Below are 16478 nucleotides of genomic sequence, written 5' to 3'. Positions count from 1 at the left end.
ACGGAAATTCATGTTCCTGGGGACATTTCATCTGCAGCATTCTTCCTTGTAGCAGGTTGTATCGTTCCTAACAGTAGTATTACATTAAATAATGTTGGGCTTAATCCCACAAGAACTGGGATTATAGATGTACTACATGACATGGGAGCAAACATGGAGATTCATAAAAATGATGCTGATATTTTTGAGCCAACAGGAACAATTAAGGTTAGGACAAGCAATTTAAAAGGGACAACAATTGAAGGAGAGATTATTCCTAAATTAATTGATGAAATCCCGATTATTGCATTGTTAGCAACGCAGGCAGAGGGTATCACGACTATTAAAGATGCACATGAATTGAAAGTAAAGGAAACAAATAGAATTGATACAGTAGTGACGGAGCTAAATAAGTTAGGCGCAGACATACAAGCAACAGATGATGGAATGATCATCACTGGAGGGACGAAGCTAATTGGAGCGAAAGTAGATTCTCATGGAGATCATCGTATCGGCATGATGCTTGCAATTGCTTCTCAGGTTTGTGAAGGAGAAATTATCCTTGAAAATACCAATGCGATTGCAGTGTCCTATCCATCTTTCTTCGAGCATCTTAATGTATTGTCTAATTAAATTAATAGGTCGTCGATGAACAAGGATATGTTTGTCGACGATTTTTTTGGTTTAGGAAATCATCAAAAGACTAATTGAAGGAATATTTGCTAACTTTACATCATAGCCTGTCTTAAAAGAACAGGTGGTGATTTAAAATGCGATATATCCTTGAAGATATCCATTTAGTAAAGAGGCGAAGATTGAAAAAGACATCTATCCTGATTGAGGATAACCGAATTGAATTGATTAAAGACAAATTCCACTCCTATCAATATATGCGAATGGACGGCTCTCCTTATATAATGACTCCCACCACAGTTATGCTAGATAATCAAGTGCAGAAAATCACCTCTAATACTCAGCAAAGAAATTATATAGAAGAGAATCTAATAAAAAAAGGGTGTACAACCTTCCTATTTTACATAGAGGTAAAAAGGGAAAAGGAATTGGCCGTGCAATTAAAGAAAATCAATAGTCAATTACTAAATTGTGCAATTGATTATGTGACAGCTGTAAAAATTCCTTTGAAATTATTATCACCTACCTTTGTTCGATTGTGCAAAAGAGAAAAAGTTCCTGTTATTTTTATCGAGATTGATGATGCTAGAGCTTTATATCAAGTGCCCTGGGGATGGATTAAAGAGGCTTTATTCCCTTATAATGCGCCATTAGTACCGATTTTTTTATCGCAAAATGAACAAGAAAAGAAAATGACGCAAAATATATGGTCAAGTTTAATGAGAGATGTTAAAATACCATCTATTGCTCGTGAAATAAAGGAAGGGATGACTATAGCTTATCCTGATTTGGTGAAAATGGGCATTTACCCATTTAAAGGAAATGTTTATCAAGGTGGGGAAGTAACGTATAATTTATTTGCTTTCGACGAATCAATCATAAATATTGAAGAAAACGATTTGTTTCTTTATCATTATGATAGAATACAAATGACTATACACAAAGGAAAATGTATTCGAGCAGGGGATAAGGTGTTTTACCGTCCCGGCTTTGGTGAATTACTTGAAGTAAAAGTACCTTCCTTCCTGACAATATAGAAGGGGATTAGAGAGGATTATTATATGGAAAGAGTTAATGAAATTATATCTTTATTAGAAGAAGGACAACAAGAGAAAGCGTTAAAATATTATCAAGATATTTTAAAATCGGGTAATAACGAAGAAAGATTTGTATTAGGGGAGGAACTATTTCAGCTAGGATTTTTGGAAGAAGCCAAAAATTTGTTTTTAGTATTATTGGAAGCTTATCCAGAAGAAGGAGAATTACTTGTCCTTGTGTCGGAAGTGGAAATGGAATTGGGGAATGAGGAAATAGCAATTTCTTATTTAGAACAAATCAATCCAAAAGATCCGTCTTTCCCTCAAGCATTGCTGCTCCTCGCTGACCTTTATCAAATGGATGGTTTATATGAGGTTAGTGAACAAAAATTGAAAGAAGCAAAAAAAATCTTGCCAGACGAAGTCATCATTGATTTTGCCTTAGGGGAATTATATTCAGAACAAGGCAAAATTACTGATGCAATTAAATCCTATCAAATGGTGTTACCAATGCAAGAAAATATTGCAGGAGTAAATATCAATGGTAGAATTGCGGATAATTTAAGTGCTGGCGGAGCCTTTGAGGATGCTATTGGTTATTATGAAAAAGCGCTAGAGGAAAAAATAGAGATAAATACTCTTTTTAATCTTGCTTTAACGGCCTCGCAGGCAGGTTTATATACGATTGCCATTAATCGATTCGAAGAAGTAAAAGCTTTGGATTCTTCTTACCAATCCCTTTATTTGTATTTAGCTCGAGCATATGAGCATGAAGAAATGCTTGATGATGCGTATAATACTGTTGTAGAAGGAATAAAGCAAGATGAGTTTAATAAAGATTTATACTTATATGGTGGCAAATTAGCTTTAAAACGTGGAGACGAACAAAAAGCTGAGGAGCATTTTAGAGAAGCGTTAGCAATGGATCCTGAATTTACAGAAGCTGTTCTTTTATTAAATAAATTATTCTTAACGCAAGATCGTTTTGAGGATGTCTTAGAGTTAATTGAGATGATGGATAAGCAAGAAATCGAAGAGCCTCAATTGCATTGGGATGCTGCTAAAGCATTTCATGGAATTGAAAAATATTCAGAGGCATTAAACAAATATCAATTAGCATATACTTTCTTTAAAGAACTTCCAGATTTTCTATATGATTATGGATATTTTCTTTTAGAAGAAGGAAAAAGAAGGGATGCTGCCGAAATTTTTAATATGCTTTTACAAACAGACCCAAGTAATGAGGAGTATATTGAAATATTGCAACGCCTAACGGATAACGAGTAAGTGTTGGATGAAAGACCTACGAAATTTATTTTTGCAAAAGCTGTGTACGTAAAGGTTGTTGTTTTAGTATCAATGATAGTTTAAATCTTTTAGTTATGATTGAAGCAGAGGATACTTGACTCCTATGGGAGATGGAAAAAAGAACTCGTTAGCGAGGATGCTTCCATCCCTCCCTGGGGAAAACAAGTGTTTGTAGTTAGAAATCAACGGGCTTTATAGAAAAGGCTTATTGGCCGCTTTAAGAATTGTCATTTCCTTAGGAGCGATGCAGGTAAAACAGGTTGGATAATAAAAATTTGTTGCAAGCAGAGGAGGGAATTACAAAATGAAAACCCCTGTATCTGTCAATGAAAAAAAAGACTTCATTCGTTGGTTTTTGAATCACTATCAATTGAAGAGACGGGAATGTGTTTGGATTTTAAATTATTTAATGAGTCATGATCAATTGATGGAAAAAGTCCATTTTGTTGAAAATGCAGAAAAATGTCCAAGAGGATTAATTATGTCCACTCATTGTGTAGATGAAGTACCTTTTAGATTTTATAAAGAAAATGTGATGACTACTGATGCAGAAAAGTCTTTTCATGATATTCGCCTTAATAGAGATGAAGATATTTACATTCAGCTGAATTTTTACGCATCAAATCAAGTTCATCAGTACGCAGCTGTACTAGTTGAAAATCCATTTATGCCAAAAAAGCTACAAATAACCGAAAAAGACAAAATGATTGCGGAACAATTTTTAGTAAATAGTATAGAAAAATTCCAAAGAGAAAAACTTCTCCAGTTAATTGATGATGCGTTAGATAATGGAGATAAAGAGATGTTTAACACCTTAACGAATCAATTGAAATTTTTTCAAAATAAATAATTCATTTTTAGTCCCGTAAAGCCTTTAAAAAACTTTACGGGATTTATTTTGTGAAAATGCTTTTGTACTCTAGAGATTTCCCTGTACCTAATAAACTATGGTAAAATAGGACGATAAGTTATTGAAAAGGGGAAATAGTGTGAGAAGTATTTATATGATACTAAGCAATCGCTCATTTTTAGGACTTTTACTCATTATTAACATTTTTGGAACTGCTTATGGCTATTATTGGTACAGGTTTCAGTTAGCAGAAACACCGACGGAATTTTTGTTCTTCGTACCTGACAGTCCAACGGCAAGTCTTTTTTTTGTGTTTGTGTTAATTGCGTTCTTGTGGAGGAAGAATTGGCCGCTTATGGAAGCACTAGCGCTAGTAACGTTATTTAAATATGGAATATGGGCAGTAGTAATGAACTTTCTTGTGTATTTTGAAACAGGAGCAATAGGGATAGATTCTTGGATGCTCATTTTCTCACACGGTGCCATGGCGATTCAAGGTTTATTATACATTCCTTTTTATCGTTTTAAATGGGTCCACATTATTCTTGTAGCGATTTGGACTTTACATAATGATGTGATTGATTATGTGTATAAAATGATGCCTAGATATAGTGTGTTAGATCAATATATGGCAAATATCGGTTACTTTACTTTTTGGTTAAGTATCTTAAGTCTATTAATCGCTTTTTATGCATATAAAAAAAGTGAACAATTGCAATGGAAGATTCAATAGTATTACGATTTTTATAGTCTAACCTTGTCCAACTCATCATACATTTTTAATAGTAGATAGAGGAGGGACAAGAATGAAGGCTAAATTGGTTATGTTGTTAATGATATTGATTTTACTATTGCCTATCTCTTTTTCTGTATATGCAGACCAAAAATCGCCTGCTAAAGAATTAGATGAATTAGATACACTTTCAGATGAAGTATTACAGCTTGTACGTTCAGAACGCTATGATGATGCCAAAAAAATCCTTGATTATTTTTCGAATCAGTTTAGTTCGGTAACGGTAAATGGAAGCCCATTTACACTTGATGAACGGAGAATTTTAACTGGAACACATGATGAAGCGGTAGAGGCAATTACTAATCAATCGATTAATAATGATGAGCGGATAAATTCAGTAACGAAATTTCGATTGGCGGTTGATGCTGTTTCATCGGGGGAACAGCCTTTATGGACACAGATGGAAGAACCTGTTATGTCAACCTATCGAGACATGAAGGATGCGATTATTTCTGAAGATAAAGAGAGATTTAATGAAAAGTTAGATTCTTTCTTATCGTTATATCAAATCATTTATCCTAGTCTCAAGCTAGATGTTTCCACAACGCAATTTCAGGAATTAAATTCCCTTGTTGAGTTTATGAATACGTATCGATTACAAGTTTTTGAACAAAAGGGGAACCAAGAAGAAGTAAGTCAATTGGAAGCAGAGTTACAAGATGTTTTTAATCAGCTGTATGAGGATGAAGCGGATCCCTCCTTATGGTGGGTGATTATTTCTACAGGAAGCATTATTATTCTTACATTATCGTACGTGGGCTGGCGTAAATATCTCGGTGATAAAGCGGAAAAAAGGCAAGCAAAGCAAAAAAGAGATAATATTTGACTTTGGTGTTTTTCCTGCTTACAATAAAATTATACTACAAGATGAAATAGGGGGAAAAACATGTTTTTTGTGTATTTTATATTAATTATTCTCATACCTATTTGGGCACAATTGAAGGTAAAAAGTGCATATAAAAAGTATTCAAAAGTAGCTACATCCTCACAGATGTCTGGTAGAGAGGTAGCAAGAAAAATATTGGATTCAAACGGGTTGTATGATGTATCTGTTGAAGAAACGAGAGGCGTTTTGTCTGACCATTATGATCCTCGCTCTAAAGTTGTTCGTTTATCTTCTGGGAACTATCATGGTCATTCAGTCGCTGCAGCTGCTATTGCAGCACACGAAGTAGGTCATGCTATCCAAGATCAGCAGGAATATTCTTTCTTGCGTTTCCGTTCGGCATTAGTACCAGTTGCTAATTTTGGAAGTAATGCATCATGGATCTTTATCTTAATTGGCATGTTTGCGAACATTTCAGGGTTGTTATTGCTTGGAATCATCTTAATGGCTGCTGGTGTATTGTTCCAATTTGTTACACTTCCAGTAGAATTTAATGCATCTAACCGTGCAATGGATCAGGTAGTTTCATTAGGGATTATCAGAAATGACGAAGAAAGAGAAACGAAGAAAGTATTGAATGCAGCAGCGCTGACCTATGTAGCAGCCGCAGCAGTAGCAGTTCTCGAATTAGTTCGTTTGCTATTAATCTATACAGGGATGGCAAGAGACGAATAGAAAACAAAGGACGATGCAAAGGATAGATTCTTTTGCATCGTTCTTTTGTTGAATAGTTTTTATTTTATTTTGATTTTTCGAAAAAATATGGAATCGTAGAAAAGCAAGGTGTATAATTAACAATGCCATTTACATAAATGAATAACTTTAGAAAGAAGGGTTTATTTGCAAACTGCTGAATACGTTCAAGGAAAAAAGCGACAAGAGATGACGGTTTATCGAATTTTATTTGCGATAAGCTTAGGGCATTTTTTGAATGATTGTATGCAATCTGTGGTGCCTGCTTTATTTCCGGTTATCCAAAAGTCGATGGACTTAAATTATACGCAAATTGGGTGGATTGCCTTTACTTTAAATATTACCTCATCCATTTTACAGCCGGTATTCGGTGTTCTAGCGGATAAAAAGCCTGCGCCTTATTTATTGCCAATTGCGATGCTATCAAGTTTAATCGGTATGCTTGGACTATCGCTTGCACCTAATTTTTATCTGGTCTTATTATCTGTTTTATTTATTGGATTTGGATCGGCGATTTTTCATCCGGAAGGATCACGTGTTTCCTATATGGCAGCTGGACCAAAAAGAGGCCTTGCTCAATCCATTTATCAAGTGGGTGGGAATGCCGGGCAGTCTTTAGCACCAGTATTTACAGCATTTATCTTTGTCCGTACAGGACAATTCGGCACGATTTGGTTTACGTTATTAGCAACTTTAGGCATGATCGTTTTATTCCAAGTTTCTAATTGGTATAAAAAAGAGCTTTATAGTAGAAATCCACAAAAGAAACAGCAAGCTAAACGTGAATTTGTTGTGAATAAAGAAATTATCGTTGCCATTTGTTTGCTAATATTTCTTGTATTTGCCCGTTCTTGGTATGGAGCAGGTATCAGTAACTTTCTCCATTTTTATTTAATTGAGAAGTTCGGACTAACGATTGAACATGCACAAATATTTGTTTTTGTATTTTTACTTGCTGGTGTAATTGGAACTTTCCTTGGAGGACCGCTTGCTGATCGGTTTGGGAAAAGAACGGTTCTTCTATTCTCATTAATTGGTTCTGCACCATTTGCTTTACTGTTACCTCATATGCCTTTTTGGCTAATTGGACCTTTATTATTTATCATCGGATTTATTTTGCAGTCTAGCTTTAGTGTAACAGTTGTTTATGCACAAGAATTGCTCCCAGGCATGATCGGTCTTGTCTCGGGCTTAATTGTTGGATTAGCATTTGGAATGGGGGCTCTTGGCGGAGTGATTTTTGGGGTAATAGGAGACACATTTAGCTTACAGGCGATCATGATCATCTGCAGTATGCTCCCTCTTCTTGGAGTATTAACCTATTTACTGCCGAGTGATAAGCGAGTCAGTGAAATTCATTCCACTTTGAAATAGGTTAAATTGTCAAAGGGTGATATTTTTGCTTCTTGCATACAGCATACTAGCTTTCCATATGTCAGTATAGCAATTGTAGTACAAAGAAAATCTAGTTAACAATGAAGAAATCAATAGAAATTAACGATTATGAAATTTAATGCATTCCTAGCATCTATTCAGCTGTCTAAACGGTTAAATGCTAGGAATGCATACTATATAATAATTATTTTTTATAAATGAAGTTATTTTTCTAAAGGCTGTTTATATTCATCTAAAGTAAAGCCTTCTCCCATTACATCATGAACGACACTAACTGATACGAAGGCATGTGGATCGATGCTTGTAATAATACTTTTTAATCGAACAATTTCTGTTTTCGCCACAACACAATAAAGGACTTCTCGATCTTGTTTTGTAAAGGAACCATGACCTTTTAAAACAGTAACCCCACGATCCATCTCACTCATAATTTTATTTGCGATTTCGGCGTTTAAGTCTGAAATTATCATCGCTCCTCTTGCAGCATATGCCCCTTCTTGAAGGAAGTCAATCACTCTTGTACCAACAAAAACAGCTACAAGTGTATACATCGCTTCTCTATATGATAAATAGGTTAGCAGGGACAGGGTAATGACACAAAAGTCAAACACAAACATGGTTTTTCCCATGCTCCAGCCATAATATTTAAAACCTAATCTAGCAATAATATCCACGCCGCCTGTTGTACCACCATATCGGAAGATGATTCCTAATCCAACTCCAATAAATGTACCTGCAAATAATGCAGCTAATGTTAAATCTTCTGTGAGTGGTATTTGTAATTGAATCTTCGGAAGTTGGAAGAACCATAGGAAGATAGATACTGCAACCGTCCCGATAATGGTATAAATAAATACATTTTTCCCTAGCAATTTCCATCCGATAAAAAATAAGGGAATATTAAGGAGTAGATTTGTAATGGAAGGATCCCAATTCCATAATGCATATAATAAGAGGGTAATTCCTGTGAAACCACCTTCAGCCAAATTATTTTGCATATTAAAATGAACAATTCCAAAGGAAAAAATTGCAGACCCTAATAGGATAAATAAAACATTTTTAATTTTAACACCTTTAAACATGAAATCAGCCTACTTTCTCTATGTACAGATTGCATCGCTATTAGCGTATCCATTATATCGAATCACATTCAGTTGAGCAATGTAGGAAGAAAAACCGAGTATAATAAAACGGCAGCTGAAAATTAGTAAAAGTTTCATGCGTTTTAAATGTAAACGCTTCTTCGTTAAAAATGTTTGTAAAAATGGTGCAGATTAGCTAACATGGAATTGGATAAGATTACTTATTGACTTAAGAGGTGCTTATATTGAATAAAGAAAAAACAGTCAAAGATATACAAAAAGAAGTAGACGAATACATAGGGCAGTTTAAAGAAGGCTATTTTAGCCCGTTAGCTATGCTTGCTCGCCTTACAGAAGAATTAGGTGAATTAGCACGAGAAGTGAATCATTACTATGGAGAGAAGCCAAAAAAAGAAACAGAAACGGAAAAAGAAATTACAGATGAGCTTGGCGATATGCTGTTTGTCTTAACTTGTCTAGCCAATTCTCTAAATATAGATTTAGAAGAAGCGCATAATCGTGTTATGCATAAATTTAATACACGTGATAAGGACCGTTGGACAAGAAAAGACTAAAGAAAAAATACATAATAGTAAGGAGATTGTACATTGAATAAAGTAAAAATCGTAATAGCAGGACCAAGAGGGAGAATGGGAAAAGAAGCTGTTTATTTAATGGGAAGAACAGAGCAATTTGAACTTGTCGCTGTTTTAGATCATAAAAACGAGGGGAAAAGCTTAAAGGAGATAGATGGATTTGCTTCATATGATGTACCGATTTATACGGATATCGAAGCCTGTTTACAAACAGAAAAGCCAGATGTGCTCATTGATTTGACAACACCTAAATTCGGTATGCATCATGCAAAGACAGCTTTAAGCTATGGAGTCAGACCAGTTGTTGGAACAACCGGTTTTACGAAAGAAAACTTGGCAGAGTTAGAAAGCTTATGTGAAGAGATGGAACGTGGCTGCATCATTGCTCCAAATTTTGCTCTAGGTGCCGTATTAATGATGAAATTCTCAAAAATGGCAGCGCGCTATTTTGCAGATGTAGAAATTATGGAAATGCATCATGACCAAAAACTAGATGCCCCATCAGGCACTGCTGTAAAAACAGCAGAGCTGATTGCTGAAGTACGAGAAAGTAAAAGACAAGGCCATCTTGAAGAAAAGGAAACCATAAAAGGAGCTAGAGGTGCTGATTTTGACGGTATGCGAATTCATTCTACTCGTTTACCAGGATTAATTGCTCATCAACAAGTAATGTTTGGAGCAGAGGGAGAAACATTAACGATTAGACATGATTCCTATAATCGTACATCGTTTATGTCAGGCGTTAAATTCGCAGTAGAAGAGGTACTAAAAGTTAATGTATTGATATATGGCTTAGAAAATATTATGGAGTAGGAGTGGACTTAGGATGAACATTGCATTAATTGCTCATGATAAAAAGAAAAGTGATATGGTAGCTTTTGTTGTTGCATATAAAAAGATTTTTGCTAATCATACTTTATACGCAACAGGAACAACAGGTGCAAGAATTCAAGAAGCAACAGGATTAGATGTACATCGTTTTCATTCAGGCCCACTCGGCGGAGATCAAGAAATAGGTTCGTATATTGCCAATAATGATATGGATATGGTGTTTTTCTTTAGAGATCCTTTAACAGCGCAGCCTCATGAACCCGATGTAACAGCTTTGATCCGTTTATGTGATGTTTATTCTGTTCCGCTTGCAACAAATATGGGAACCGGAGAAGTATTAATTAGAGGACTTGAGCAAGGCGATATAGATTGGAGAAAAATAGTTCATGGAAAGACAGAACCAGTGGCAAAAAAACTTGAAGGTAAATAATGTCGATATACTTGCTTTTGGTGCACATGCTGATGATGTCGAAATTGGCATGGGTGCAACAATAGCTAAATATGCAGCAAAGGGTAAAAAAATAGTTATCTGTGATTTAACGGAAAGTAATCTTTCCTCAAATGGAACGGTTGAAAGGCGCAAACAAGAAGCAAAAGAAGCTGGAAAAGTGTTGGGGATTGTCGATAGAATCACCCTGCAATTACCCGATAGAGGTTTATATGTGGAGGAGAAAACAATACAAATGGTAGCAGAGGTAATTCGCTCATATAAGCCGAAGTTAGTTTTCTCTCCTTATTGGGAAGATAGACATCCTGATCATGGAAACTGTACAAAAATCGTTAAAGAAGCTGTTTTCTCAGCAGGAATAAGAAATTACCATGCAAATAATACCCCACCACATAAAGTTCAAAATGTATTCTATTACATGATTAACGGGTTTCATAAACCAGATTTCGTTATCGATACAAGTGATTTTATGAAGCAAAAGGAAAAAAGTTTAAATTGCTATCAAAGCCAATTTGTAAAAGGAGAAGATAGTGTAGACACTCCGTTAACTAATGGCTATATTGACATAATAGAAGCAAGGGAAAAGCTTTTTGGAAAAGAAGTCGGGGTTGCTTTTGCGGAAGGGTTTATTAAATCCAAGCCCATATTATTAAATCAAGATTTATTAGGTGGAGACATATGAAAAAATTAAAAATTGGCATTACCTGTTATCCGACAGTTGGTGGATCCGGCGTCATTGCGACAGAATTAGGGAAGATGCTGGCGGAGAGAGGACATGAAATACATTTTATTTCCTCAAGCATTCCTTTTCGGTTAAACAAAATGTATCCTAATATTTATTACCATCAAGTAGAAGTGAATCAATATGCTGTATTTCAGTATCCGCCATATGATTTGGCACTAAGTAGTAAAATGGCAGAAGTAATTAATCGAGAAGAATTAGATTTGCTTCATGTACACTACGCTATTCCACACGCTGTTTGCGCAATTTTAGCGAAACAGATGAGCAATAGAGATGTAAAGATAGTAACTACTCTCCACGGCACAGATATTACCGTACTAGGATATGATCCGTCCCTTGCAATGGGGATTCGTTTCGGGATAGAGAAATCTGATCTTGTAACAGCAGTTTCCAATTCTTTAATAGCACAAACCCATGAAGTAATCGAGCCAAATAAAGAAATCGTACCTGTTTATAATTTTATTGACGAACGAATTTATCGTAAGGTAGATGCAAGTCATTTGAAAAAAGAATTTGCTATTTCAAGTGAGGAAAAAGTCATTATTCACGTTTCGAATTTTAGAGGTGTAAAAAGAGTAACGGATGTAGTAAAAGCATTTAAGCATATAGCTGATCAAATTCCAGCAAGATTACTGCTTGTTGGAGACGGTCCTGAAATGTCTAAAGTTACAAAATTAGTAGATGAACTAAAATTAAGACATAAAGTTTTGTTCCTTGGAAAACAAGAGAATCTGGAGGAGTTATACTCTTTAAGTGATTTAATGCTGCTTCTTTCGGAAAAAGAAAGTTTCGGTTTAGTAGCTTTAGAGGCGATGGCATGTGGTGTTCCGGTTATAGGGACTAACGTCGGTGGGATTCCAGAAGTAATTGTCCCAAATGAGACTGGTTATATTTGCGAGCTCGGTGATGTTGAAGATATAGCAAAACATTCTGTAAATCTTTTAAAAGATGATAAGAAGCATGTGCAATTCTCAAAAAATTCGATTTCTAGAGTAAGAGATTATTTTCGTGCAGATATCATTGTTGATCAATATGTGGAGATTTACAAATCGATCTTAGAAACCGGTGAAACTAATGATCAATCCTTTTAAAGACGCAATTCCCATTATCGAAAAAATAGAGGCTTCTGGTTTCGAAGCCTATTTTGTTGGGGGAGCTGTCCGAGATCATTTATTAAAAAAACAAATAAATGACATAGACATTGCTACCTCAGCAACACCAGAAGAAGTAAAGGCAATCTTTTCACATACCATTGATATTGGAATTGCTCATGGAACAGTAATGGTGATATGGAACAATCATACATACGAAATAACAACCTTTCGAACGGAATCCACCTATGTAGATTACCGAAGACCAGAACGTGTGTTTTTTGTCCGCGAATTAAGAGAAGATCTACAACGCCGTGATTTTACGATCAATGCGATGGCAATGAATAAGGAAGGTCAAATAATTGATTATTTTCACGGCCAAGATGCTTTAACCAAAAAAGAAATTAAAACTGTTGGTAATCCAAATGAACGCTTTCAAGAAGATGCCTTAAGAATCATGCGTGGAATCCGTTTTGTCAGTACCTTAGGCTTTCAGTTGGAGAAAGAAACGTTGAAAGGGATCGAAGACAATAAACATCTGCTTTCTAAGATTGCAGTAGAGAGAATTACAATTGAATTTGAAAAGCTTTTACAAGGGCAATGGTGTTCTGAAGCGCTTGACATTTTGCTTGGAACAAAAATGCATGTATTTTTACCGATGCTTGCATCTACTGAAGAAGGGATCGCTAAGCTTGCAAAAACACCTCTATTTAAGCTCGATTTAACGGAAAAATGGGTAGTTTTCCTTCTATCCACTGGAATCAAGGAGAAACAGGAAATTGAGTCATTTTTACGAGGTTGGAAGCTTTCGGTTAAGCAAATAAAGAGAATCCAAAAAATAATTTATTGGATTCTAGAGAGAGAAAAAATGGCAAGCTGGTCTAATCAAGCGCTTTATTTTGCTACATTATCTATTGCGGTTAGCTCTGAGAAAATCTATCAGCTTATTTACAATCATGAGAACAAACCAAACATTTTGCTTTTAGAGGAGCAGTACATAGATCTACCGATTAAATCAAGGGAAGAGCTCGATATTAGTGGAACAGATCTTTTGCACTGGACCAATAAGAAAGCAGGACCATGGATAAAAGAGGTGCTTTCCCATGTTGAGTTGAATGTAGTAAATCGTATTATCCCTAATGACAAGCAATTGATAAAGGAGTGGCTTGAAGCATGTCATCAGATATAAGAAAAGGATTGATTGAAGCTTTCACCAATAACCCGGATCAGTATGTATCTGGTGAAGCGCTCGCTGACCTTTTAGGGTGTTCTCGGACAGCAATTTGGAAACATATCGAAGCGTTACGAAAGGATGGCTTTATTTTAGAAGCCGTCCGCAAAAAAGGCTATCGAATCATCAGTTCACCTGAGAAAATTGTTCCTAATAAAATTCTGTTTGGGTTAAACACCTCTTTTGTTGGTAAAAATGTACATTTTGAAGAGTCTGTGGATTCTACTCAAAATATTGCGCAAAGGCTTGCCTTGGAAGGGGTAGCGGAAGGCACCTTAGTAGTAGCAGAGGAACAGCTAGGTGGCAGAGGTAGATTGGAAAGAAAATGGCAATCTCCGAAATATAAAGGTATATGGATGAGTCTTATTCTAAAGCCGTCCATTCCTATTATGAAAGCTCCGCAGCTAACATTGCTAATTGCTGTTGCGGTAGTACAGGGAATTCAGGAGATTACTGGCGTACAAGCAGATATCAAATGGCCAAATGATTTATTAGTGAATGGTAAAAAACTGACAGGCATCTTAACGGAGATGCAAGCTGATAGTGATAGAGTCCATTCGTTAATCATCGGCATAGGCATTAATGTCAATCAGCAGCTTGAAGATTTTGCAGAAGAACTGCAGTCTAGTGCTACTTCCATTTACCTTGAAACAAAGAGGAGCTGGGATAGAGCAACAATCATTCAAGGAATAATGATGCAGATAGAAAAACTATATCTTCTTTATTTAGAGAAAGGTTTTTATCCAATTAAATTATTATGGGAGAGCTATTCGATTAGTCTAGGGCAAAAAGTGACCGCAAATACGTTAAATGGAAGTATCTATGGCTTAGCTAAAGGAATTACAGATGATGGCGTACTATTACTGGAAGATGAACAGGGAATTGTTCATTCCATTTATTCAGCGGATATTTTAATGGAAACGTAAATTGCCCATAGTCATCCTAGTGAGGTATTTGTTATAATGCTTTTGTCGGGCAGTATCTTAATGAACTGCACCAAATTGTTTTATTGTGCAAAAACCATAATGTTATCTGCCTAGATCCACAATTGGACAAGGACAGAGGGATGAAAAAAAGGAAACATAATCAATCCTTCTATGCTTTGTAGAAGGTTTTTTTTCGTTTTAAGCCATTCCCTCTTCCTATTAAAGGAGGAAAATGAGTGAAAACTACGACAGATTTTATCAAAATGAAGCAAAAGGCTGAAAAGATTACGATGATCACTGCATATGATTATCCTTCTGCTAAATTAGTTGAACAGGCAGGAACCGATCTAATATTAGTTGGGGATTCCTTAGGAATGGTTGTGCTTGGCTATGACTCTACAGTGCCAGTAACAATGGAGGATATGATTCATCATGGTAAAGCGGTTAAACGAGGGGCAAAAAACACGTTTATTGTTATTGATATGCCGTTTATGAGCTATCATTTATCAAAACGTGACACACTTATCAATGCGGCTCGCTTAATTCAAGAAACTGGAGCAAATGCGGTGAAAATTGAGGGTACAGATGATGTCATCGAGCAAATAAAAATATTAACGAATGCTGGTATTCCAGTTATGGCTCACTTAGGGTTAACGCCTCAGTCCGTAGGTGTATTAGGTGGCTATAAAGTGCAAGGCAAAAGCTCAGAAGAAGCCAAACTTCTTGTTGAGAACGCGCTAAAATGCGAGGCGGCTGGAGCATTTGCGATTGTGCTAGAGTGTGTTCCTATGCAAGTTGCGAAAGAAGTAAGTGAGAGACTTGCTATACCTACAATTGGTATTGGGGCGGGAAAAGACACGGACGGTCAGGTACTTGTCTATCACGATATTATTACCTATGGTGTTGATCGTGTAGCAAAATTTGTAAAGCAATATTCGAATGTAAACGAAGCTATTTCTCTTGCAATTGATCAATATATTTCAGAAGTGAGGATCGGTGTATTTCCGGAGATGAAGCACAGCTTTCAAATGAAAGCAGACGAAATCAAAAGCTTGTATGGAGGAAAAAGTTAATGAATATTGTAACTAATCCATTAAAATTGCAGGAGATATCGACTCGCTTAAAAAAAGATCAAGTAACAATTGGGTTTGTTCCAACGATGGGTTACCTACATGAAGGACATCGAGCACTGCTAAAAGCAGCAAGAGACCAAAATGATATTGTGATTATGAGTGTTTTTGTTAACCCTTTGCAATTTGGACCAAATGAAGATTTGGATTCGTATCCAAGAGACTTCGAGCACGATAAACAAATCGCAATCGAAGAAGGGGTTGATTATTTATTTCATCCATCTGTAGAAGAGATGTACCCTGTTCCCATGTCGGTTAGGGTCAAAGTGGAAAGACGTACAAACTGTTTATGTGGTCGTTCTAGACCTGGCCATTTTGATGGAGTAGCAACCGTTTTAACAAAATTGTTCCATCTAGTCCAACCAACAAATGTCTATTTTGGCAAAAAAGATGCCCAACAAGTTGCTGTTGTTCATGGATTATTGGAAGAATTTCATTTTCCTATTAATCTAGTTGCTATTAATACAGTTAGAGAAGAAGATGGATTAGCGAAAAGCTCCCGAAATATTCGGCTTACTCCAAAGGAAAGAGATGAAGCGGGCATTCTATATAAATCACTTAGCTTAGCTAGAATTGAATTAATAAAAGGGAATGTTAACTTGGCAGAATTGAAAAAGACTGTTATTGCTTCGATTGAAAACGAATCGAGTGGGAAAGTTGACTATTTTGAGATACTAACGTATCCCCAATTAGAGACTGTCAACGAGTTAACAGGAACTATTATTATTGCTATTGCAGTCCAATTCGGTAAAGCAAGATTAATCGATAATATTATCTTTGAATTAGATAATACATCTAGATAAGCATATTTATATTATGGAGGTTAC

The 16478-nt window shown here is 35.8% G+C and carries 18 protein-coding genes; 17 read left to right on the top strand and 1 reads right to left on the bottom strand.

The annotated features are described in order from the left end of the window. From RTL21_RS15010 to RTL21_RS14975, 8 genes are all read left to right on the top strand, one after another. A partial coding sequence (locus RTL21_RS15010) for a 3-phosphoshikimate 1-carboxyvinyltransferase (protein WP_312096830.1) occupies positions 1-612 on the top strand: 612 nt, incomplete at its 5' end. Positions 613-749: 137 nt separating this feature from the next. Continuing rightward, positions 750-1649, top strand: a complete 900-nt coding sequence (locus RTL21_RS15005) for a hypothetical protein (RefSeq protein WP_312096828.1) — start codon at positions 750-752, stop codon at positions 1647-1649. A gap of 24 nt (positions 1650-1673) precedes the next feature. After that, entirely contained in the window at positions 1674-2936 is a 1263-nt protein-coding gene (locus RTL21_RS15000; protein WP_312096826.1) for a tetratricopeptide repeat protein, read from the top strand. Between the two features lie 325 nt (positions 2937-3261). Continuing rightward, a complete protein-coding gene (locus RTL21_RS14995) occupies positions 3262-3807 on the top strand; it encodes a ReoY family proteolytic degradation factor (protein WP_312096824.1) in 546 nt (181 codons plus the stop codon). A gap of 139 nt (positions 3808-3946) precedes the next feature. Next, complete coding sequence (lhaT, locus tag RTL21_RS14990; protein ID WP_312096822.1) at positions 3947-4540, top strand: lipoprotein heptaprenylglyceryl N-acetyltransferase LhaT; 594 nt, start codon at positions 3947-3949, stop codon at positions 4538-4540. Between the two features lie 73 nt (positions 4541-4613). Then, entirely contained in the window at positions 4614-5426 is an 813-nt protein-coding gene (gene ypjB / locus RTL21_RS14985) for a sporulation protein YpjB (RefSeq protein WP_312096820.1), read from the top strand. Positions 5427-5486: 60 nt separating this feature from the next. Then, positions 5487-6161, top strand: a complete 675-nt coding sequence (locus tag RTL21_RS14980) for a zinc metallopeptidase (protein ID WP_312096818.1) — start codon at positions 5487-5489, stop codon at positions 6159-6161. Between the two features lie 207 nt (positions 6162-6368). Beyond that, complete coding sequence (locus RTL21_RS14975; protein ID WP_312096847.1) at positions 6369-7553, top strand: MFS transporter; 1185 nt, start codon at positions 6369-6371, stop codon at positions 7551-7553. A 224-nt stretch (positions 7554-7777) separates the two neighbouring features. Here RTL21_RS14975 and RTL21_RS14970 read toward each other — a convergent pair whose 3' ends face one another. After that, positions 7778-8656 (bottom strand): YitT family protein, encoded by an 879-nt coding sequence (locus RTL21_RS14970; protein WP_312096816.1) that lies wholly within the window; start codon positions 8654-8656, stop codon positions 7778-7780. Between the two features lie 245 nt (positions 8657-8901). On the opposite strand from RTL21_RS14970, the gene RTL21_RS14965 reads away from it, so the two are divergent. From RTL21_RS14965 to panC, 9 genes are all read left to right on the top strand, one after another. Further along, positions 8902-9231 (top strand): nucleotide pyrophosphohydrolase, encoded by a 330-nt coding sequence (locus tag RTL21_RS14965; RefSeq protein ID WP_312096814.1) that lies wholly within the window; start codon positions 8902-8904, stop codon positions 9229-9231. A gap of 33 nt (positions 9232-9264) precedes the next feature. Then, positions 9265-10065: a 4-hydroxy-tetrahydrodipicolinate reductase gene (gene dapB / locus RTL21_RS14960; RefSeq protein WP_312096812.1), complete on the top strand. Its 801-nt coding sequence runs from the start codon at positions 9265-9267 to the stop codon at positions 10063-10065. A gap of 13 nt (positions 10066-10078) precedes the next feature. Beyond that, a complete protein-coding gene (gene mgsA, locus RTL21_RS14955) occupies positions 10079-10513 on the top strand; it encodes a methylglyoxal synthase (protein ID WP_312096810.1) in 435 nt (144 codons plus the stop codon). After that, entirely contained in the window at positions 10470-11213 is a 744-nt protein-coding gene (gene bshB1 / locus RTL21_RS14950) for a bacillithiol biosynthesis deacetylase BshB1 (protein ID WP_312096808.1), read from the top strand. Before mgsA ends, bshB1 begins: the two co-directional genes overlap by 44 nt. Next, the gene (bshA, locus tag RTL21_RS14945; RefSeq protein WP_312096806.1) at positions 11210-12364 is read left to right on the top strand and encodes an N-acetyl-alpha-D-glucosaminyl L-malate synthase BshA; all 1155 of its coding nucleotides are present in this window, start codon (positions 11210-11212) and stop codon (positions 12362-12364) included. The genes bshB1 and bshA overlap by 4 nt, the downstream gene beginning before the upstream one ends. Continuing rightward, positions 12348-13553, top strand: coding sequence for a CCA tRNA nucleotidyltransferase (locus RTL21_RS14940; RefSeq protein ID WP_312096804.1), 1206 nt, complete (start codon positions 12348-12350; stop codon positions 13551-13553). Before bshA ends, RTL21_RS14940 begins: the two co-directional genes overlap by 17 nt. Continuing rightward, positions 13538-14521 carry a biotin--[acetyl-CoA-carboxylase] ligase gene (locus RTL21_RS14935; protein ID WP_312096802.1) on the top strand — a complete coding sequence of 328 codons (984 nt, stop codon included), beginning with the start codon at positions 13538-13540 and terminating at the stop codon, positions 14519-14521. The genes RTL21_RS14940 and RTL21_RS14935 overlap by 16 nt, the downstream gene beginning before the upstream one ends. Before the next feature lie 236 nt (positions 14522-14757). After that, positions 14758-15594 carry a 3-methyl-2-oxobutanoate hydroxymethyltransferase gene (panB, locus tag RTL21_RS14930; RefSeq protein WP_312096800.1) on the top strand — a complete coding sequence of 279 codons (837 nt, stop codon included), beginning with the start codon at positions 14758-14760 and terminating at the stop codon, positions 15592-15594. After that, complete coding sequence (gene panC / locus RTL21_RS14925) at positions 15594-16454, top strand: pantoate--beta-alanine ligase (protein WP_312096798.1); 861 nt, start codon at positions 15594-15596, stop codon at positions 16452-16454. The genes panB and panC overlap by 1 nt, the downstream gene beginning before the upstream one ends. Positions 16455-16478 lie beyond the last annotated feature (24 nt).

Origin of the sequence: Niallia sp. (assembly GCF_031978665.1) — a bacterium.
Lineage (GTDB): Bacteria > Bacillota > Bacilli > Bacillales > Cytobacillaceae > Niallia.
This window is presented reverse-complemented; position numbering and strand designations above follow the sequence as displayed.